The sequence below is a fragment of the Aureibaculum algae genome (assembly GCF_006065315.1).
Classification (GTDB): domain Bacteria; phylum Bacteroidota; class Bacteroidia; order Flavobacteriales; family Flavobacteriaceae; genus Aureibaculum; species Aureibaculum algae.
This window is the reverse complement of the sequence record NZ_CP040749.1, coordinates 1,402,639-1,421,236: the sequence shown is the minus strand read 5'-3', so window position 1 is coordinate 1,421,236 and position 18,598 is coordinate 1,402,639. Positions and strand designations below refer to the sequence as shown.

Here is an 18,598-nt window from a genome sequence, read left to right as displayed (position 1 = left end):
AAGAGACCATGAAAAAATTTATAAATATAAAAATCGGAATACTACTGCTTACCATTTCTTTGATAAGCTGTAATGATAACCTAAATATTGAACCTGAACAATACCTATCAACTGAGGTAGTTATTAGTAACTCTGAAAATCTATCTAAGGTTTTAAATAACGCTTATAACGACGCTCGCTCAAGTTCTAGCTATGGCGGTAGTATAGCTATAGCGTCTGAACTAATTGCCGATGATGGTGACCTTTGGTGGAACGGAACTTATGTAGATCCGGGAGAATTTATAGAAAAGGCAATGTTATCAGATAATGGATTTGTAGAAAGCATTTGGATGAATGGCTATGACATTATAAACCAAGCCAATATTATACTGGGTAATTCTAGTGTTTATGCAGACGAAGATGAAAAACAAACTGCAGAAGCTGAGGCAAAATTTTTAAGAGCAATGGTGTATTTCGATTTGGCTAGACTGTTCTCCAAACCTTACACAAATGGTATCCAAAACACCCAATTAGGAGTACCTTTAGTTTTTACAGCTGTACTAGATCCAAAAAATATAGATTACCCAACTAGAAACACTCTTGAAGAGGTGTATACACAAGTAATAGCAGACTTAACAGATGCGTATGATTTATTACCATCTTCAAATGGTGTATACGCAACAAAATACAGTGCTGCTGCACTACTTGCAAGAGTATATTTACAAATGGGAGACTATACGAATGCTAGAGATATGGCAAATGAAGTCATTACTAATAGTGGTGCTTCACTAACCAACTCTTTTAGTGGTGCTTTTAATAATGATGAAAATTCTGAAGAAGATCTGCTTGCTTGGCAAGTAACTAGCCAAGATGCCAGTTCTAATTATTTAAATCTTTTCTTTGCAGGAAGCGATTTTGGAGGTCGATCGGGAAACCCTGATATTGATGTAGAGGATCAACATTATGAAATCTATGATGACTCCAATGACCAAAGAGCTAATTTCTTCTATGAAGCCAAATATTGGTGTACTACAAAATGGCAATACCAATTTGGTAATATCCCTTTTATACGCCTTGCAGAAATGTATTTAATAAGAGCAGAGAGCAACTTCAGGTTAACAACCACTGTTGGAGATACTCCAGTAAATGATATTAATATATTAAGAAACAGATCTACTGCATCTACTTTTAACTCTGTAGATTTAGATATTATTTTAATGGAACGAAAAAGAGAATTATCCTTTGAGGGTTTTGCACTATTTGATGCAAAACGCCTAGGTAATAACATTGGAACTATATCTTATGACGCTAATCAATTGGTATTACCCATACCACTTAGAGAAACTGATGCCAACACAAATTTGGAGCAAAATCCAGGTTACTAATATCAGTCCATTAAAAAATCCCTATAAAATAAATTTTATAGGGATTTTTTTTGCTTAAAATTTAGGCCATAACATCTTTCATTTCAAGAAAAACCACCTAGAGATACTCACTTGATACTATTACAACTGTATAACTGAGAACTTACCCTCCAACGGATTTAGCATTGCCATCAAGGTTGGAATTAAACGGTCTCCATATAACAAGTACATTTCTGAAAAATTACGTTGTCGTTCTTCCAAACTCTGATTTGGAAATAATTGATTCTGCAACTGCTTTATTCGATCAACCTCGTCTTTTAATTTTCTTTTTTGAGCACTTAGCAGTCTTTTTTCTAAGGTATTTAAACCTTTTAACTGCTTTACTTTTTGAGCTTTAACCGCCCCAATAAATGACTTATCTGTTTTAGTGGCCAACTCCTCTAAATCATTAAACTGCTTTTCTAAACTATTGCGTTGCTTTGAAAAATCAATTTCAATTTTAGAAATTTCTTTTATTTTCTTATTAACTAACTGGTGTTGATCTAAGAACAACTCGTCAATTGTTATGTTTAACTTCTCAGCCTTATTAGATTGTTTCTCTGAAATAATTAAGGCTGAATTTCTCAATAGTAATATTGGAAATGGAATTTTAACGGCCTCAAAATAATCTTTAAGTTCTAACCAATAGGCCAGTTCTCCACCACCTCCGATATAGCATAAATTAGGCAAGATAATTTCTTGATATAATGGACGCATAATTACATTAGGGCTGAATCTTTCAGGAAATGCATTAACTTCTTTAAGAATGTCTTCTTTACTCCAAGAAATATCAGTATCAACTACCTTATAAATTCCATGCTCAAAAACAATTCGTTCTCGAATGGCATCAGTTAAGTAAAACAAGTTAATTTCACGTGGATTTACCTGAATACCATAATTTTTTTCTAATTTTTCAATTGTTTTAGAGACCTGTTTAAAACTAGTTTGATTCAACAATTCGTCCTCAACAAACGGTTTGAATAACTCTTTTAAGTTTGTATCATCACCGTCTATAATTACTAAGCCATATTGGCTAAACAATTCATTTGTTAAATATCTTGTAGCGTCAGTAAGATTATCATGATTTACATACGCTTCTTTAAATAGGTGAATTAAATACTTGGCATTTTTAGAGCCATCTAAAGCTTTTTCAAAAATAGCAGCAACGTTTTCTAAACCATCGGTAGGTAAACGTCCTACTCCACTTTTACTATCCCTATTCCAGCTTATTTTTTGACCCTTAAAATTAAAATAATTGATTTCGTCAAAATCATGATCCTCCGTTGCCATCCAGTAAATGGGGACAAAATTATCATCAGGAAATTCTCTTTTTAATTGCTTGCACAAATTAATTGTAGAAACAATTTTATACAAAAAATAAAGTGGCCCTGTAAATAAATTGAGCTGATGACCTGTTGTAATTGTAAACGTATTTTCCTTCTTTAGAAGTTCAATATTCCTTTTTGTTGTGCTAGAAATTTCTATTTTTTGATATTGCTTTTCTAAAGAATTGACCAAGGTAGATCGCGACTTTAATTTAAAAGATAATCTTTTTAATTCTATTTGTTTCTTAAACCCATCAATGGTTGAGAAATTTGAATAAAATGATTTAATCTTGTCATCTTGAGCAAGATAGTCGCAAATAATATCGGAGAAATAGCCCGTTTGGGCAAAAGGAATTGTAGTTAAACAGTCTTCTTCAATCATGTGATAAAAATAGGGAAAAATTAAAAGATTGCGTAATTATTGAAATACTATTTAAAAAAATTATCCCTTCGTGTTACAAGTACCTCTCCTTGAAATAAGTTGAGCAATCCGTATTCATAAAATATAAATATTGTTTAAGTAACAGGTTCTCCATTAAGGTCAAAATCACCTGCAGAATTAATTTTTACATTTACAAACTGTCCTAATTGTACGTAATGTTTTGTGGCATCAATTATTACGTCATTATCAACATCTGGCGAATCAAACTCCGTTCTTCCAAAAAAGTAATTCCCTTCTTTTCTATCGAAAAGACATTTAAAAATTTTACCCACTTTCTCTTGATTTAACTCAAAAGAAATTTGACTTTGAATTTCCATAATTTCTGCAACACGCTGCTCTTTTACCTCTTCAGGAACATCATCTTCTAAAGTTGCTGCATGTGTATTTTCTTCATGTGAATAGGCAAAAGCCCCAAGTCTATCAAAGCGAGTATCTATTACCCACTTCTTTAACTCTTCAAAAATTTCATCAGTTTCTCCTGGATAACCTACAATTAGTGTTGTTCTAATGGCCATATCAGGAACGGCTGCTCTAAACTTTGTAATAAGATTTACTGTTTTTTCATGCGTTGTACCTCTTCGCATGGATTTTAAGATTTCCGTATTAATGTGTTGTAATGGAATGTCCAAATAATTACACACTTTAGGCTCATTTTTCATTACCTCAAGTACATCTAAAGGAAAACCTGTAGGAAAAGCATAGTGTAATCTAATCCACTCTATTCCTTCTACTTTTGCTAATTCTTTTAATAGATCAGCCAAGGCTCTTTTTTTATAAATATCTAGTCCGTAATACGTTAAATCTTGAGCAATTAAAATCAACTCTTTGATTCCTTTTTCTGCTAAATTCTGAGCTTCTTTCACCAAATTTTCAATAGGTGTAGAAACATGCTTACCCCTCATTAATGGAATAGCACAAAACGAACAAGGTCTATCACAACCTTCTGCAATTTTTAAGTACGCATAATGCTTTGGAGTCGTTGTTACGCGTTCACCTAATAACTCATGCTTATAATCTGCTTCTAAAACTTTTAATAAATTAGGTAAATCATGTGTACCAAAATAAGCATCAACATCGGGTATTTCTTTTTCTAAATCTGGTTTGTAACGTTCACTTAAACAGCCTGTAACAAAAACTTTGTCAACCTCACCTTTTTCCTTCTTGTGAGCATAATGTAAAATGGTATTGATAGATTCTTCTTTGGCTTTACCAATAAATCCACAAGTATTTATTACTACAATATTACCATCGTCATTCTCATCTTCATGTACAACCTCTTTACCATTGGCTTGTAGCTGCCCCATTAGCACTTCAGAATCATAAACATTCTTAGAACATCCTAGAGTAACAACATTAATCTTATTTTGTTTTGTAGATTTTGTTCGCATGTAGCTTTATTATTTTTTGCAAAAATAGGCTATTATGCATAAAAGACTAATTATATAAGACCTTTTTCTTTAGCAATACGCACCAAGTCTTCATCATTTGCTCTTTTTAGATTAAGTGATTTTTTCAATTGACTTTTTTTCTTTTCAATTGAACTTAATGATAAGTTAATATATTGATCTAAATCTTTGGTTTTAATCCCCCGTTCTAAATGCATTAAAATTTTAATATCATTATCATCAAATTGATCACTTTCTTTACGGAGACTAATATTACTTAAAAATTTTATTACAGAAGTACTATAAAATGGAGGGTTACGCATAATCGTTTTAAAACCAGCAATAAACTCTGTAGGGTTACTATCGTTTTTTATCAATAATCCGTCAGGCTTAATTTTAGTTAAGATATTATGAATGCTAAGACTGTCATTATTCAACGTTAATATGGCCACTTTTGCTTTTGGAAAGTATTTTTTAGCATATAAAGCTAAATCTTCACCAGATTTAAAGTTTCCATCTAGCGATTGCGGTAAATTCATGTCAAAATAAAAACAATCATAAGGAACTTTAGTTTGAGCTAACTTCATTTTTGAAATGGCTTCTTCACAATCACAAGCAACATCTATATTTAGGCTACAACAATCTAAATCGGCATAATTAAACATACTTTTATACGCCTCTATGATCATAGGGTTATCATCGACTATTAATATATTTAATAAATTTTCCACAGGAACGATAAGGGGTTACTTTTTACAAGTTAGTAAATTTTTATTAAATAATCTAAAACGGTATCTTAATATTTATGGTAGTTCCTTTTTTTAGTTCTGAAATAAATTCAACAACGCCATTAAGGCGTTCCACTCTTGACCTTATATTTTTAATACCTATACCGTCTTTATTGGTGTTCGTATTAAAACCTATTCCGTCATCCATAATTGATAAATAAATGAAATCACCATCACTATTTATAGATACATTTAAGTTGTTGGCTTTGGCATATTTATTAATATTCTGAACAGATTCTTGAATTATACGATAGATATTCATTTTTATATCTCCCTTTATCTCTGTCCATTTTATAGTATCATCTGCCAGTAATTCAAAACTGTAGCCGTGTAATGCACTTTTTTCTGATAATAGGTCTTCAATCAATTGAACATATCCCACATTGGCATCAATCGCATTGGAGTGCAACTCATGTGAAACATTTCTTATTTCATCAATTACTTTAGAAAGCCCTTCAATAAAGGTCTCTCTTTTTATTACAGCATCTGCATTGTTTTGAGCATTTAATACCGCTAAATTCATTTTTATACCATAAAGATTACCCAAAACGCCATCATGTAACTCTTCAGACATTCTTTTTTTCTCATTTCGCTTTCCTTCATCTATTTTATTTTGTTGGGTCAACATTAAATTATAAATTTCTTCATTAGCAAGTTGCTGTTCTTTTTCTAATTTTAATCTAACATTTTTTAAACGTTGATCTCTAATTATATAAATGAGCATGCCCAAAACAAGAACTATTGAACCCACAATTAAGATATCCCTATTTTGCTCCGATAACGTTTCATTTTCTTCTATAAAATGATCGGTCTCAAACTGTATTCGAGCAAATTTATTCCTTATTGCCCTTTCTTCTTCTTGAAGTGTTTCTGTTAATGCAAGGTAACGCGTTGTATATTGATCTTTATTAGGTGCATCTAATTTATAAAGCAGTATTAAGCATTTTAAAAGATCTCTATAATTTTTAGACTTTTCAGCTAAGTCTTTAGCTTCTTTTACAGCTTCAAACGCTTTTATAGTATCATTATAGGTGTCGTAATATTCTGCCATGTGCAGTAAATTCATTGATTTACCCCATACATCATTAATACTATCTCTTATGTGTAAAGATTCTTCAAATAATTTAACAACACCAACGGTATCATTTAGCTTGAATTTACTATAAGCTAAATTGTCCAATAACTTGGCATACAGTGGAGGTTTTAATTTTTTTAAGCCCCTCGTTCTTAATGCCTTAGTATAATTATTTATCGCCTTTTCATATTGCTCAATGTTAGCATAAACAACTCCAATATTATTTAAAGTATTCTCTCGATCAATGCTTTCTTCATCATTTTGGCTTTGATATTCTAAGGCCTTATTGTGGTACAACATTGCTTTATCATATTCATGTAATTCATTAAAAACAACACCTAAATTGTTATAACAACTATACAATTGTTTATTCTTTCCAAGTGGTTCTAATAATTCAAGAGCTCTTATAGTTGTTACTTCACTACCTGTGTAATCTCGATTTTCAGATTGAATAATTGCCATGTTCAACAACATTCTTCCTGAAGAATAATTATCACCTGCTTCTTTAAACATTTTTTGTGAATGATAATAATAGTAATATGCACTATCATTCACTTTATATGACGACAGAAACGCTCCTAAATCCCAGTAATTATTTGCTAAAGTAACCGAATCACCTAATTTTTTTGAGAGCCGTACTGAAATTTTATTGACATTTCTGAATGAGCTAGAATCTTTTAACTTAGAAAAACGAAGTGAAATTTTTGATAAATACTTGTTTTTTAGTGAATCATTTTTTATTTGTAATGTGCTTTTATATGCCTTATTGAGGTAAAGAATTCTTCTTTTTAACTCGTAGTCATTATTCTTTGAATAACCAATCCAAATGGCAATACTATCAATCTGCTCATCGAGATCTTCATTTGCATTAATAGTTCGCGTCATTGACTGCACTGTCATAGAACTAATAAAAAAGAGAATATACAAATAGAAGTGTTTCAATAGAAATATTTTTTACGGTACAAATCTATCTAATATAATCAAAAAAACCTTAAGTTAGTACCTAAGGTTTTATATATATAAATTATTTAATGTAAATTTAGTTACCATCTCCCTAATCATCCTCTTCTTCTCTTTCATCTTGCTCGTTCCCTTGGTCTCCTGTTTCAGCATATAAGTTTTGGTTAAATTCAGTTAATTCGGCTTGTTCTACTTCGTCTAACGTTGCATCAGAATCACAAGAATAAAAAGCAACTGATACTATTAATATGGCAAATAAGTTTTTAAATGTCTTCATGGGTTTATTGTTTTGATATGTTTATAAATGCATGTGCAAGTCAGTCAGCACGCCGTTTGTATTACTATTTATTATTACTTCAGTTAAGATTTAGTTACCACCTACCAAATCTTCCTCTTCTTCTCTTTCATCTTGCTCATTTCCTTGGTCACCAGTATCTAACGCTTCGTCATCAGCATCTACAGATAAGTCATGGTTAAATTCAGTTAATTCTGCTTGTTCTACATCATCTAGCGTTGCATCTGCATCGCATGAATAAAAAGCTACTGATACTATTAATATGGCTAATATGTTTTTAAATGTCTTCATGGGTTTATTGTTTTGATTATGGTTATTAATGCTTGTGCATGTCTGCACGGTACTTGTATTACTATTTATTATTACTTCAGTTAGGTTTTAGTTACCACCTCCTAAATCATCCTCTTCTTCTCTTTCATCTTGCTCATTTCCTTGGTCACCAGTATCTAACGCTTCGTCATCAGCATCTACAGATAAGTCATGGTTAAATTCAGTTAATTCTGCTTGTTCTACATCATCTAGCGTTGCATCTGCATCGCATGAATAAAAAGCTACTGATACTATTAATATGGCTAATATGTTTTTAAATGTCTTCATGGGTTTATTGTTTTGATTATGGTTATTAATGCTTGTGCATGTCTGCACGGTACTTGTGTTACTATTTATTATTAATTCAGTTAAGATTTAGTTACCACCTACCAAATCTTCCTCTTCTTCTCTTTCATCATGTTCGTTTCCTTGGTCACCAGTATCCACTGATAAGTCATGGTTAAATTCAGTTAATTCTGCTTGTTCTACATCATCTAGTGTTGCATCTGCATCGCATGAATAAAAAGCTACTGATAATATTAGTATTGCAAATAAGTTTTTAAATGTCTTCATGGGTTTATTGTTTTTATTATTTTATGGTTCAATTTTATTAAAAAATGGATGTATGAGTCACTACTTTATATTGTAAAGCACTCACATTCTTATTATTATATTACTATTTAAAATGATATAGAAGCTTCAATTTCTGTTACAAAACTAAGCCGAAGGGAAAGTTTAAACTACTATTTTAAAGAATTCATAGTGGATGACCCACAAAGAGAAGTGCTTTGCACGAGTATAACAGTAGATGGTAATTAATGGGTAATTTACAATACTAGTTTAAGGATAATAGAGCATTCTTAGAAATAGATTTTTCTAAAATAACGACATTTTCTTTATACGATTTTGAGAAAGGAATGGCAAAACTATGCTGCTTTATGGAGCATTTAGCTTTTCCAAAATGTATTCTAGAGACATACTTTTGATTTACAATATAGCTATTGTGTATTCTGGTAAAATTTTCAGGTAAAAGTTTTTCAAAGTATTTGAGAGTTTTATATGCACTAATAGTAGAACCATCTTCCATAAAAAAATCAGTTGATGTATTGTCTGCTTTCAGGAACAGTATCTCGTTCATTTCAATAAATCGATAATCTTTATATGATTTTAGACATAACTTATCGGAAGGTTTTCTTGGTTTTATTTTTAACCTCGCTACAGATTTACGGAGCTCAAAATCATTGATGGGTTTTAAAATATAATCACAAAAATTATTTTTCATACAATTATACGCCTCATCTTTTGTAGTTGACAAGGCAATTACCTTTGGCATTTCTTTTACGTACTTATACAATTCATTTATAAAACTAAAGGCATCATTAGTGTTCTCTTTATTATTATCTACATCAATGAAAATAATATCTGGTGTGTATTCTAAAATAGTATCCAATGCTTGATTAAAACAGCCCGAAGCACCTATACAAACATAATCATCTGTATTTTCGAAATATTTTTGAATCTTTAAAATGGTTTTTTTGTCGCCATCTATTATTGAATATCTATTTTGCATAGGCCCGTAATTTAGTTTTACTAAATTACATAGTTATTTTATTTTAGATGAGCTGTTTAACCTCAAAATAACCAATATTAAACCGCAATATTTTACGGTTTAAACCGTAAAATATTGCGGTTTATTACACTAACTATTGCGGTTTATTTTGGAATAAAGTCCCTCGTTTGTCGTTATCTTTGTATCAACTTAAAACAATAAGTACAGCTAAACACATTATGTATAATCTAGTCCTTAACCCAATGATCTACTTTCCTAAAAATTTCCACTTATTACGAAGGAAGTAAAGTCTATTCATAGCAAGTACTTTACTCACAATCATTGGGCTGGACTTTTTATCTACTTTTAAAAAAGTGGTTCTCATTTAGAAATCACTTTTAATAAAATTATTTTAATAAGGGAGTTAGTTAAATAGAGGTTCGAAAGAGCCTCTATTTTATTAAACACGAAACAATCTAATCTTTTAAAACCATGAAAAACAGATCATCTCAATTTGTTGTTGTAGGATTATTATTAGTTATGTTAGGTGCCATTTTAAAAGTAATTAAAATGGAATTATACGCTACTACTTTTTTAACAATTGGTTTATTTTTAGAAATTAGTGCCGGTCTTATTTTCTTCTACGATCGAGTAACTTCAAAAAAATAACAATCTCAAAAATTATTTCTAAAGTGTTTTGGTGTTTGAATTTACAAATCATCCAAACCTTTTACTTCTTAAAATTCAAATACAGCATTCCTTTTTTATAACTTATTCCATTTCCTACAATTGTAAATAGCACATAAAATTAAACCTTTATTATTCCGTTAAGTCTAATATTTAAATTAGTTATATAAAAGTTAATTTTATGAAAAGGTTATTAGCAATTGGATTACTTATTTCCTCACTATTTTCTTGTACCTCACAAGATGAATCACTTGAAATTATAGACCCCATTTATTTTCCATCAATTACTGATGATGACTGGGAAACAGAATCAATAGATAATTTAAATTGGAACAAAGCTAAGCTAGAGCCATTACTAACTTTTTTAGAGGATAATAACACTAAAGGTTTTATCATTTTAAAAAATGGTAAAATGGTCATTGAAAAATATTTTAATGGTCATTCTAATACTTCAATATGGTATTGGGCAAGTGCAGGTAAAACCTTAACTGCTGCAATGACTGGAATTGCAGAAGATGATGGCTATTTAAACCTAAATGATAAGGCTTCTTTACATCTAGGTTCAGGATGGACGAGTGCTCCATTGGCAAAAGAAAATCTTATTACCGTTTCACATCTACTATCCATGACATCTGGATTGGATGACAACTTAGGGGATGATGTGAGTCCTGAAAATCTTAAATATGTTTCAGATGCCGGCACCCGATGGGCGTATCACAATGTATATGTAAAATTACAAGACATCTTAGCCTCCGCTTCGAAGCAAACTTATGTATCTTACTTTAATACAAAACTTAGAGACAGAATTGGTATGACAGGTACTTGGATTAAATTGGGAAACAATAGCGTCTATTGGAGTAATACAAGAAGTATGGCTCGTTTCGGATTATTATCTCTCAATAATGGAAATTGGGATGGTTCTCAGATTGTAAATAAAAATTATTTTCAAAAAGCAGTGAGCACTTCGCAACCCATAAATCAATCCTATGGATATTTATGGTGGTTAAATGGAAAATCTAGTTATCATTTACCTCAAACACAAATTGAATTTCAAGGTTCGTTAATTGAATCAGCACCAGATGATATGTATTGTGCACTAGGTAAAAATGATCAAAAGATTTATGTAGTACCGAGTCGAAATCTTGTGATTGTTCGTATGGGTGAATCTGCAGAAGGTGAAAATTTTGCCTTATCTAATTTTGATGAACTCTTATGGCAAAAAATAAATACCTTACTTAATTAAAACTTTTAAGTATTAAATAGATCGTGAAAAAAATTTCTATTTATTTAAAAAAACTATCGACAAACTCAATTTTATTAAACACCTGTAAATCGTCAACTTGCTCACCTACACCAATATATTTTACGGGAATTTTAAATTGATCAGAAATACCTATAACAACCCCTCCTTTTGCTGTACCATCTAACTTGGTTACCGCTAAAGAAGTAACTTCAGTTGCTTTTGTAAATTGCTTGGCTTGTTCAAAAGCATTTTGACCCGTTGAACCATCTAATACAAGTAATACTTCATGGGGAGCATCATCAATAACTTTTTGCATAACCCTTTTAATCTTGGTCAGCTCATTCATTAAATTTACTTTATTATGCAAGCGTCCCGCTGTATCAATAATTACTACATCTGCATCCTGATTAACTGCTGATTGAACAGTGTCAAAAGCAACAGACGCCGGATCACTTCCCATTTTTTGCTTTATGATGGGTACGCCTATCCTATCTGCCCAAACTTGCAATTGATCTATGGCGGCAGCTCTAAAAGTATCACCAGCACCCAAAACTACTTTCAGGCCTTGTTTTTTAAATTGAGACGCCAACTTCCCAATTGTCGTTGTTTTCCCAACTCCATTTACACCTACCACCATTATAACATAAGGTTTTTTATCTTTAGGCACTGTAAATTCGGTTTCGTTACCGACATTAGTTTCCGCCAATAAACCTGCGATCTCTTCTCTTAAAATTTTATTGAGCTCTTCGGTACCTAAATACTTATCTTTAGCTACTCTTGCTTCAATTCTATCAATAATCTTTAAAGTTGTAGCCACACCAACATCAGAAGAAACTAATATCTCTTCTAGATTATCGAGTACATCATCATCTACTTTTGATTTACCAGCTACCGCTTTAGACAGTTTAGAAAAAAAAGTGGTTTTACTTTTTTCTAAGCCTTTGTCTAAGGTTTCCTTTTTTTCCTTTGAAAATATTTTTTTAAATAAACTCATTTTCGAATTTAATAGTTATTGAGTTAGTGTTTGGTATTTTAAATAATGGAGTATTGAGTGATCATTTTGATTCTCAAATTTCAACATCATTCTTACAAAGATAAGAAAGCTTTCTAATACACAATGACTAAATAGCAAGAGGAGAGAAAAATTTTAGGTCTATGACTTTTAAAGTCACTAGAGCTTTAACAGATAGTAACCTTTTTTCAAAGGTTATTAAATAGCAAAAGCTACTTCCAAAAAATGAAAGTAGCTTCTATATAATTTTTAAAAAACGATTATTTTTTACTAAAATAATCATTTACGTCAGCGGGATCCATAATTGATTCAACAAAAGAATAAGCTCCAGTTTTTGGAGATTTTACCATTTTTACTGCTTTTGTTAATCTTTTCGCCCCTGTTTGTAACGATGCTACTGATTTCTTTGCCATACTTTAAATATTATTTGAAATTTTTATTATGAAACTTATAATCTAAAATTCCGAATTATTTAATTGAAATTTTATTCTAAAATTCCGAATTATTTAATTTCTTTATGAATAGTCATTTTCTTTAGGATAGGATTGAATTTTTTCAATTCCATTCTATCTGGAGTATTCTTTTTGTTCTTTGTAGTAATGTATCTAGATGTACCTGGTTTACCACTTTCTTTGTGTTCCGTGCACTCTAATATAACCTGAATTCTATTACCTTTACCTTTTGCCATTGTATTCTATTTTTTCAAAAAGCCATTAGCTCTGGCTTCTTTAATTACAGCAGATATGCCTTTTTTATTGATATTTTTTAAAGCTGAAGCAGAAACTTTCAAAGTAACCCACTTATCTTCTTCAGGAATATAAAAACGCTTCTTCATTAAATTAGCGTCAAATTTTCTTTTAGTTCTATTCATGGAATGAGAAACGTTGTTTCCTACCATAGCCTTTTTTCCTGTTAACTCACAAACTCTTGACATTTTCTAAACTTTAAATGTGTTAATTCTAAACGAGGTGCAAAAATAATAAATTAATTGAATTTACAAACAAATTTTTCACTGTTTTTTAGTCAACGCTGTTCATTTTTTTCTTTCACTTGGTATTTACGCGTTTTCTACCTTGATTTTTATCACAGAAAAACGGGTCACAATGTATTCAATAATGCTATTCTTAACAACTCCAATGCCTTTACTGAAGCCCGTTCTATCACCTTTTGGCGAGGTTGACCAAAATTAAATTCTTTAGTCGTAATTCCGTCAGGCGTTAAAATACTAATAAATACAACACCTACAGATTTATCTGTATTATCTTTTGTAGGACCAGCATTACCAGTAACCGCAATAGCATAATCCGTTTTATAAAGTTTTTGAATTCCTCTCGCCATTTGTTCTACCACTGCTGCACTTACTACAGAATGTTCTTCAATTGTTTTTTCAGACACTCCTAAAACTTCTCTTTTAATACGTTCGTTATAGCTCACCACAGATCCTACAAAGTATTGAGAGGCACCGGCTACAGAAGTAATCATTGATGCTATATTTCCACCTGTACAGCTTTCGGCCGTAGCTATTGTTTTATGCTCTGCAACTAACAATTTGCCAATTAACGTCTCTATTGATTCCTCTCCTTCAAAACCCACAAAAATATCTTTAACATAGCCAACCAACTCCTTTTCAAGCCTTAGCATTTCACTTATTAATAAATTTTCATCAAAGCCCTTTGCGGTTAACCTTAGCCTTACTTTACCTAAATTTGGCAAGTAGGCCAATTTAATATTTTTAGGCAAGCTGTCTTCCCAAGAATCTAATCTTTCAGCAATAGCACTTTCTCCTACACCATAAGTGAGCAAAGTTCTATGCATAATATACGGACGATTGTATTTCTTTTGTAAATAAGGTACCACTTCTCCGGTAATTAAACCTTCCATTTCATAGGGCACACCTGGTAATGAAATAAAAACCTTTTCATTCTTTTCCATTAACATCCCTGGGGCTGTACCAAAATTATTCTTTAAAACTAATGCTTTGGAAGGCACTAGAGCCTGCTGGCGGTTAATATCAGAAATTGGCGTAGAAACATAATTTTTAAATAAATTTTCTACATGCTTTAAAACCTCTTCATTAAGCACTAGGGTATCATTAAAATAGTCACAGAGTGTATGTTTTGTAATATCATCTTTCGTTGGGCCTAATCCTCCAGTAATAATGATGATATCTGCATTCTCTTCAGCTTCTTTTAACGATTTTAAAATATGTTCTTTATCATCTTGTACGGAAGTAATCTGATAAACAGAAACTCCTATTTTATTTAATTCTTGAGCAATAAAAGCAGAATTAGTATCTACAATTTGACCAATAAGAATTTCATCTCCAATGGTAATTATTTCAGCATTCACAAATTCTAGTTTTAAAATTTAACTACAAAGGTAATCAAGTGTTTTGTATCATCGCATTTTAACTTTATAAGTAATTCCATATATTTACGTACAAATAAAATAATTATGCGACAATTACTACTATTTATTCTACCACTCACTTTTACGTTAACATGTTTTGCTCAAACTGATGCTGATAAAGTAAAAGAAACTGTTTCTAAGAATGATATTGAAGGGCATATTTATTTTTTAGCTTCTGATGAATTGCGAGGAAGAGAAACTGGGAGTCCAGAAATTGACATTGCTGCCGCCTATTTAGCCAATTCTTTTAGAAGATATGGTGTTAAACCCGCAGATAATGGTAGTTATTACCAAACTGTTGAACTTGAAAAAGTAAGTGCAGCAAAAAATATTAACATAGAATTAAACAGCTTTACATCAGATAATTTGTTGCCATTAGCCGCTAGTAACTTTGACTTTAATGGTGATGCCATTTTCCTAAATTACGGGTTAGAAGAAGATTATAATAAAAAAGATGTTAAGGGTAAGTTGGTTGTTGTAAAAGCAGGGACCGCTGAAAAAAGTGATCCAAGATCGGCTTTTAGAGCTGCTCAGCAAAAAAGAGAACTCGCCTCAAAAAATGGAGCTATGGGTATTGTAGAATTAAGTAGTGCCAATGCTGCCCTTTGGACACAACTATCAGGATACTTTGGTGGTGAACAAATAGGCTTAAAAAGTGAAGATGATAAAAAATTAGTACATGTATGGCTTCAAGATACTGATGGGAGCATTGAAAAAGCATTGCGTTCTTCTAAAAGAATATCAGGAAAATTAAGTGTTTCTGGAATTCACAAGAAAGCCATTCCGTCAAGAAACGTAGTGGGAATGGTAGAAGGAACAGATCCTAACTTAAAAAATGAATTTGTTATTTATTCCGCTCATTATGATCACAATGGCGTTGGTAAACCTAACGCAGAAAATGATTCTATTTATAATGGTGCTCGTGATAATGCAGTGGGTACTGTTACTGTGTTAAGTGCTGCCGAAAATATTGCTAAATATCCTACAAAAAGATCCGCTTTGTTTATATTATTTACTGCTGAAGAAAAAGGGTTACTGGGTAGCAAATGGTATGTAGAACATCCTGTTATTCCGTTAGAACAAATGGTTTATTGTTTTAATAGTGATAATGGTGGTTATAATGACACTTCTATTGCAACTATTGTTGGATTGAACAGAACAACTGTTGGTCAACATATAATCAATGCAGCTTCTGAATTTGGTTTAAAAGCGATTGATGATCCTGCCGGTGAGCAAGGTTTATTTGACCGTTCTGACAATGTGAGCTTTGCTGCGAAAGGCATTCCGGCTCCTACATTTAGCTTAGGTTTTACCGCTTTTGATGCTGAAATTAATAAATATTATCATCAGACTGCTGACAACCCGGACACGTTGGATTACGACTATTTAGAAAAATTCTTTAAATCGTATGTGATGGCCTGTAGACTTATTGCAAATGACCCTAACACTCCATTTTGGACGAAGGGCGATAAGTATTATGAGATTGGTGAACAATTATATAAAAAGAAGTAGCTTTTAAGTTTTACCAATTCACATAGGGATTGTTTGCTAAGGCTGAATTGTAATATTTAGTAATGCCTGTAACTTCATTACCTAACCATGCTGGTTTTGTGAACGTTTCTTCTTCTGAGGATAATTCAATTTCTGCGACTACTAGTCCTTTATTTTCCTCATAAAATTCATCAACCTCAAAGGTATGAATCCCTGATTTTACTAAATACCTACTTTTATCAATAACACCGGGTTCACAAATTTTCAATAACTCTTTTGCTTCATTAACCGGAATCTCCTTTTCCCATTCATATCGAGAGGCTCCAGAAGCATTGCCAATTCCTTTTACAGTCAAAAAACCTAAGTCACCAATAATTCGAACACGTACAGTACGTTCTGGAACTGAAGATAAAAAGCCTTGAATAATTTTTAGTTTCTTAAAAGCTTCTTTTTTATAAGCATCACTTTTGACTAAGAATTTACGTTCAATTTCTAATGCCATAAATTATAATTAAGTTATAAATATTAAGATGATAAAGTATTAAATGGAGTAGGACTTAAATTGCTTCAATACTTCTAGTTTTTTTTTTAATTAAAAAACAAATTTCAAGTACCAAAATCTAAATAAAAAATAAAATACCAACAGCAACATTTTGAATTTATATTATAATCTTTATGATAATGCTTTTTGCTGTGTATATCCTATTTTATTTTTATGCTAAACGCTTCGTTGTCTTCCAATTTTCCAATTAAAATATCATTCTCAGCTACCCTACCCACGCCTTCAGGAGTTCCTGTAAAAATAATATCACCTTTTTTTAAGGTGAAAAATTGAGAAACGTAAGCTATTAAATCATCAATTTTCCAAAGCATTGCGTTTGTGTTTCCATTTTGAACAATAACCTCATTTTTTGATAACTGAAATTTTAAATTTTCTAAATCAAAATTTTCTTTCGGATAAAACTCACCTATAACAGCACTACCGTCAAAAGCTTTGGCTTTTTCCCATGGCAATCCTTTTTCTTTACATTGAGCCTGAACGTCACGAGCTGTAAAATCAATACCCAGACCAATTTCGTCGTAATATTTATGAGCAAATTTAGACTCAATGTGCTTTCCTACTTTATTTATCTTTACCAACACCTCAACCTCATAATGAATGTCACTAGAAAATGCTGGAATAAAGAATGGCATTTTCTTCGGTAAAATTGCAGAGTCTGGCTTTAGAAAAACGACTGGGTTTTCAGGTCTTTCATTTGCCAATTCTTCTATATGTTTGGCATAATTTCTTCCTATACAAATTATTTTCATCTGTTTTATTTTTTAGGATTAGCTGTCTTGTGAATGAACATTAGTTCTATGCTATTTATTCTCCAGATTCTGGAAATACTACAGCTCTATTGTTTGCAACTATTATTTGATTTTGAAGATGACATTTAATGGCCTTAGCAAGTACTAAGCGTTCAACATCTGCTCCAATACGTTTTAATGTTTTGGGTGTACAGTCATGCGTAACACGCTCTACACCTTGTTCAATGATAGGACCTTCATCTAAATCTTCAGTGGCGTAATGTGCAGTGGCTCCGATAAGCTTCACCCCTCTTTCATAAGCTCTTTTGTACGGATTAGCTCCTTGAAAAGCTGGTAAAAACGAATGGTGTATGTTTATAATTCTTTCTGGAAAGCTATTGATAAAATTAGAAGACAAAATCTGCATGTATCTTGCCATTATAATTAAATCAATTTTATGATCCTCTAACAATTTAATAACCTCCTCTTCTTGCTTCTCTTTAGCTCCCTTGGTAACAGGTAAATAAAAATAAGGAATATTAAACATTTCAGCTATTGGTCGTAATTTATCATGATTACTGATTACCATACTAATAGTACAATCTAAATCGCCCTCTTTTTGCCGTTCAAGTAAATCATACAAACAATGCGAGGTGTGTGAAACCAAAATGGCAACATTTGGCTTGCGATCTCCATAATTAACCGACCAATTAAAATTTAACGGTTCCGCTAATTCTAAAAAATTAGCTTCCAGCTCTTTTTTACTGATATGAGTTCCTTCTGCATTTAATCTAATTCGCATAAAATATGTATTTTCAATAGAATTTACATATTGCTGACAGCTTAAAATATTAAAACCTTTACTGTAAAAAAAATTCGTGATTTTTGCCACCAACCCTTTGTCATCTGGACAATTTATTAAAAATGTTACTATTTGCGAATCCATTTATTATTCT

The 18,598-nt window shown here is 31.5% G+C and carries 21 protein-coding genes; 4 read left to right on the top strand and 17 right to left on the bottom strand.

The features are described 5' to 3' along the window. Nucleotides 1-8: 8 nt before the first annotated feature. Entirely contained in the window at nucleotides 9-1,364 is a 1,356-nt protein-coding gene (locus tag FF125_RS05690; protein ID WP_138948863.1) for a RagB/SusD family nutrient uptake outer membrane protein, read from the top strand. A 120-nt stretch (nucleotides 1,365-1,484) separates the two neighbouring features. On the opposite strand, the gene bshC is transcribed toward FF125_RS05690, so the two are convergent. The 9 genes from bshC to FF125_RS05645 form a co-directional block, all read right to left on the bottom strand. Continuing rightward, on the bottom strand, nucleotides 1,485-3,089 hold the full coding sequence (bshC, locus tag FF125_RS05685) for a bacillithiol biosynthesis cysteine-adding enzyme BshC (RefSeq protein WP_138948862.1): 1,605 nt from the start codon (nucleotides 3,087-3,089) through the stop codon (nucleotides 1,485-1,487). Nucleotides 3,090-3,223: 134 nt separating this feature from the next. Continuing rightward, nucleotides 3,224-4,537 carry a 30S ribosomal protein S12 methylthiotransferase RimO gene (gene rimO, locus FF125_RS05680; RefSeq protein WP_138948861.1) on the bottom strand — a complete coding sequence of 438 codons (1,314 nt, stop codon included), beginning with the start codon at nucleotides 4,535-4,537 and terminating at the stop codon, nucleotides 3,224-3,226. Nucleotides 4,538-4,587: 50 nt separating this feature from the next. Further along, nucleotides 4,588-5,265: a helix-turn-helix domain-containing protein gene (locus FF125_RS05675; protein ID WP_138948860.1), complete on the bottom strand. Its 678-nt coding sequence runs from the start codon at nucleotides 5,263-5,265 to the stop codon at nucleotides 4,588-4,590. A 52-nt stretch (nucleotides 5,266-5,317) separates the two neighbouring features. Next, a complete protein-coding gene (locus FF125_RS05670) occupies nucleotides 5,318-7,282 on the bottom strand; it encodes a tetratricopeptide repeat-containing sensor histidine kinase (protein ID WP_175418875.1) in 1,965 nt (654 codons plus the stop codon). A gap of 169 nt (nucleotides 7,283-7,451) precedes the next feature. Then, nucleotides 7,452-7,634 carry a hypothetical protein gene (locus FF125_RS05665; protein WP_138948858.1) on the bottom strand — a complete coding sequence of 61 codons (183 nt, stop codon included), beginning with the start codon at nucleotides 7,632-7,634 and terminating at the stop codon, nucleotides 7,452-7,454. Between the two features lie 90 nt (nucleotides 7,635-7,724). After that, nucleotides 7,725-7,943 carry a hypothetical protein gene (locus FF125_RS05660; RefSeq protein ID WP_138948857.1) on the bottom strand — a complete coding sequence of 73 codons (219 nt, stop codon included), beginning with the start codon at nucleotides 7,941-7,943 and terminating at the stop codon, nucleotides 7,725-7,727. Between the two features lie 87 nt (nucleotides 7,944-8,030). Continuing rightward, nucleotides 8,031-8,249 (bottom strand): hypothetical protein, encoded by a 219-nt coding sequence (locus tag FF125_RS05655; RefSeq protein WP_138948856.1) that lies wholly within the window; start codon nucleotides 8,247-8,249, stop codon nucleotides 8,031-8,033. A gap of 87 nt (nucleotides 8,250-8,336) precedes the next feature. After that, the gene (locus tag FF125_RS05650; RefSeq protein WP_138948855.1) at nucleotides 8,337-8,534 is read right to left on the bottom strand and encodes a hypothetical protein; all 198 of its coding nucleotides are present in this window, start codon (nucleotides 8,532-8,534) and stop codon (nucleotides 8,337-8,339) included. A 262-nt stretch (nucleotides 8,535-8,796) separates the two neighbouring features. Next, nucleotides 8,797-9,531 (bottom strand): LytR/AlgR family response regulator transcription factor, encoded by a 735-nt coding sequence (locus FF125_RS05645; protein WP_138948854.1) that lies wholly within the window; start codon nucleotides 9,529-9,531, stop codon nucleotides 8,797-8,799. A 471-nt stretch (nucleotides 9,532-10,002) separates the two neighbouring features. On the opposite strand from FF125_RS05645, the gene FF125_RS21855 reads away from it, so the two are divergent. Together FF125_RS21855 and FF125_RS05640 are read left to right on the top strand one after the other, a co-directional pair. Continuing rightward, nucleotides 10,003-10,179, top strand: a complete 177-nt coding sequence (locus FF125_RS21855; protein WP_175418874.1) for a hypothetical protein — start codon at nucleotides 10,003-10,005, stop codon at nucleotides 10,177-10,179. 199 nt (nucleotides 10,180-10,378) lie between these two features. Next, complete coding sequence (locus FF125_RS05640; RefSeq protein ID WP_138948853.1) at nucleotides 10,379-11,440, top strand: serine hydrolase domain-containing protein; 1,062 nt, start codon at nucleotides 10,379-10,381, stop codon at nucleotides 11,438-11,440. A 40-nt stretch (nucleotides 11,441-11,480) separates the two neighbouring features. Here FF125_RS05640 and ftsY read toward each other — a convergent pair whose 3' ends face one another. The 5 genes from ftsY to FF125_RS05615 all read right to left on the bottom strand — a co-directional run bounded on the left by ftsY (nucleotide 11,481) and on the right by FF125_RS05615 (nucleotide 14,801). After that, entirely contained in the window at nucleotides 11,481-12,434 is a 954-nt protein-coding gene (gene ftsY, locus FF125_RS05635; protein WP_138948852.1) for a signal recognition particle-docking protein FtsY, read from the bottom strand. Nucleotides 12,435-12,712: 278 nt separating this feature from the next. Continuing rightward, nucleotides 12,713-12,865 (bottom strand): DUF4295 domain-containing protein, encoded by a 153-nt coding sequence (locus FF125_RS05630; RefSeq protein ID WP_117885124.1) that lies wholly within the window; start codon nucleotides 12,863-12,865, stop codon nucleotides 12,713-12,715. A gap of 89 nt (nucleotides 12,866-12,954) precedes the next feature. Next, entirely contained in the window at nucleotides 12,955-13,140 is a 186-nt protein-coding gene (rpmG, locus tag FF125_RS05625; protein WP_138948851.1) for a 50S ribosomal protein L33, read from the bottom strand. Between the two features lie 6 nt (nucleotides 13,141-13,146). Beyond that, a complete protein-coding gene (gene rpmB, locus FF125_RS05620) occupies nucleotides 13,147-13,386 on the bottom strand; it encodes a 50S ribosomal protein L28 (RefSeq protein ID WP_117885120.1) in 240 nt (79 codons plus the stop codon). Between the two features lie 164 nt (nucleotides 13,387-13,550). Beyond that, a complete protein-coding gene (locus FF125_RS05615) occupies nucleotides 13,551-14,801 on the bottom strand; it encodes a competence/damage-inducible protein A (RefSeq protein WP_138948850.1) in 1,251 nt (416 codons plus the stop codon). A 105-nt stretch (nucleotides 14,802-14,906) separates the two neighbouring features. Here FF125_RS05615 and FF125_RS05610 point away from each other — a divergent pair, with 105 nt between their 5' ends. After that, nucleotides 14,907-16,373 (top strand): M28 family peptidase, encoded by a 1,467-nt coding sequence (locus FF125_RS05610; RefSeq protein WP_138948849.1) that lies wholly within the window; start codon nucleotides 14,907-14,909, stop codon nucleotides 16,371-16,373. 10 nt (nucleotides 16,374-16,383) lie between these two features. Here FF125_RS05610 and FF125_RS05605 read toward each other — a convergent pair whose 3' ends face one another. The 3 genes from FF125_RS05605 to purU all read right to left on the bottom strand — a co-directional run bounded on the left by FF125_RS05605 (nucleotide 16,384) and on the right by purU (nucleotide 18,588). Continuing rightward, a complete protein-coding gene (locus FF125_RS05605) occupies nucleotides 16,384-16,854 on the bottom strand; it encodes a CYTH domain-containing protein (RefSeq protein ID WP_138948848.1) in 471 nt (156 codons plus the stop codon). 200 nt (nucleotides 16,855-17,054) lie between these two features. Next, nucleotides 17,055-17,663, bottom strand: coding sequence for a fumarylacetoacetate hydrolase family protein (locus tag FF125_RS05600; RefSeq protein ID WP_138948847.1), 609 nt, complete (start codon nucleotides 17,661-17,663; stop codon nucleotides 17,055-17,057). Between the two features lie 55 nt (nucleotides 17,664-17,718). Further along, entirely contained in the window at nucleotides 17,719-18,588 is an 870-nt protein-coding gene (gene purU / locus FF125_RS05595; RefSeq protein ID WP_138948846.1) for a formyltetrahydrofolate deformylase, read from the bottom strand. Nucleotides 18,589-18,598 lie beyond the last annotated feature (10 nt).